General features: G+C 57.6%; 1 pseudogene. It reads right to left on the bottom strand.

Annotated features, from left to right (window positions below):
* Nucleotides 1-2,469, bottom strand: a pseudogene (locus KZ793_RS21045) (S-layer family protein); the annotation flags it as partial.

Below are 2,469 nucleotides of genomic sequence, written 5' to 3'. Positions count from 1 at the left end.
TCAGCGCCACGGTATTGCCAGCTAGCAAGGCACCATCACTGTTCAGGTCGCCCTCATGGACGCGCGCATACACCTGCGGCACGGTGACCACTTCGGTAGTGCCGTCCGGCAAGGTCACAGTCTGGTTAGTCAGCCAGATAATGTCAGAGGTCAGCAGCGCCATTTGCGCCGGACTTAAGGCGACACCCGGCGTTAACTGTTGCTGTTGGCCAAAGGCAATTCCGGCATCCATCAGTGCTTTAAACTGCGCTTCGTCGTTGTTGTAGCCCGGCAGATAGCGTTGGCCGGTCAGTTGGGTAATCTGGTCGCGCACCAGCCGCTGTTCGTAGAATCCATCGCCTAACCGTTTGTGGACCCGCGCCGGGTCATGCGTTAACTGTTGCCGCATATAATCCGAGCCCAGCCACTGTTTGTACTGGGTAAATTTCGGGTCGGTTTCGACCAGATAGTGGCTGTCGCTGCCCGGTTGCACGGTATACAGACTGTTATCCGGCAGGCGAGTGTTAGGGGTGACCACGCGTATCGCCGGGTCAACGGTTTGTCCTTTGACCGTTTCCGCCGGAGGCCGGTCGTCTATCTCGGTTACCGATTTGACCGCCGTGGGGGCCGCGTGTATCTGACCGGTCTGTCGGTCTGTGAGGGTAATATCGGTGCCCTGCGGACGGGTATGCTCCTGCCAGGCCAGCGTTTTCAGGTCAATCGTTTCTATCACCGGGGCAGGGTCATAATGGCTGCGGCTTTTCCCCTGCGAGGTTTTGGTGCCGCGGAATCTGGGCTTAAGTCGTTTCTTTTTCGCATACCAGTGAGTCTGGCGGCCGGCATCCGTGGTGATGCGTTCCCCCTGAGTGGCTATATTGTGCAGTTCGCCGATTTCCCCGTCCAGCGCGCCGCCCGCCACGATTTGGCTGTCGTGATTGGTGACTTGCGCACTGTTGAGCGTGATATTACCCCCCGCCAGAATTTTACCGGGGTCACTCTGTTTAACCTGCGTTTCCTTGACGGTGCGGGTGTACTGATATTCGTAAAAGTCATTACTGCGGCTGCCATCCGGCATGATGGCATCGTGCACGCCGTATTTGTTGTGGCGGGAAGTGTCCACCTGTGACCAGTCATAGCGGGCGGTCTGGCCGCTCAATACCGCATCGTGATGCTGCGATTTTTCCGTTTCGACGACCTGAGTCACCAAACCAGCGTTGGTGTTGTGAATCTGGTCGGCCTGAATTTTCAGGTTTTTCCCCGCCTCAATTGTCGCGGCGTGGTTATTGAGCTCACGGGTCTGACCGGTGGCTGTCAGGCTGTTGTCCAACCGGCCGCCAATGTGCATATCGCCCATGCTGTAAATCTGGGCATGATGACTGTTGTTCAGTATCCCGGCGCCGATATCCAGCCGGTCACGCGCGGCAATCACGGCGGCTTTGCCGTCCTGTGCGCTGTTATTCAAGGTCCCCGTCTGGAGGGCAAGCTGGTCGCCGTAAATGCGCCCGGTGCCGGTATTGTTCAGGGTGTTGGCCGTGAGATGGGTCAGACCGCCGTCAATCAATCCGGTATTGTTCAGCGTATTGTGGACCTTGATTTGTGTTTGCCCGGCGCTGATGTTACCGGCGGCGCTGTTGGTAAGATTTTGCGCGCCAAGATGCAGCGTCTGACCGGCTTTTATCTGGCGGTCATTGAGAATATTGCCGGTGGTTTTCAGGGTCAGATTGCCATTGGCCGCCGTGTTGCCGGTATGGTGAAAATCCCCGGTTAAGGTGACCGCCATATCGCCCTGCGATAACAGCTGGCCGTCACCGCTTAAGGCGTGTGCGTTAATCGTGGCGTGTTCCCCGGCAATCAGGGTGCCTTGCCGGTTGTTAATCGCCAGATGCGGTTGCTGAGCCTCGCGGTTGATAGTGAGCTGTTTGCCGGCGGAGACCAGCCCCTGAGTATTGTCCAGCATGTGACTCACCTGGGCTTGCAGGTGGTCGGCCGCTCGTAAAGCCCCTTGATTGTTGTCCACTTGTTGGGCGTTGACCGTCAGGTTTTGCGCTTCCAGTCCTTTATCTGCCTGCGCCGTGTCACGATTAATCAGGTGAGCGGTGTTCAGGCTGAGTTGTGCGCCGCCACGGATAAGGCCGCCGGTGTTATCGGTTTGAGTTTCAGCATTAAGAGTGGTGTCGCCCACCGCTTGCACCTGCCCGTGACGATTGTCGAGCTGCGTAGTCGTCAGATTCATGGTGTCGGTTGACAACAGTTTCCCATCTCGGTTATCGATCTCCGCTTGTCCGGTGTCAACGGTGAGCTTCCCGCCTTGCAGATGCCCGTGACGGTTATCCAGCGGGCCGCTGGTGACGGTGGTTTTGCCCTCACCTATGATTAAGCCGTTTTGGTTATCCAGTAACTGCCCGCCGGTGTCGATACGGAGGGTATTGGCGGATTGTAAGGTCCCCTCGCGGTTGGTGAGCTGCCGGCTGTGAATGTCCAGCCCCCCGT

It is taken from the genome of Photorhabdus antumapuensis, from assembly GCF_020387775.1.
GTDB classification, from domain to species: Bacteria; Pseudomonadota; Gammaproteobacteria; order Enterobacterales; family Enterobacteriaceae; genus Photorhabdus; species Photorhabdus antumapuensis.
The sequence above is the reverse complement of the archived record's forward strand: the minus strand, read 5'-3'. Positions and strand labels throughout refer to the sequence as shown.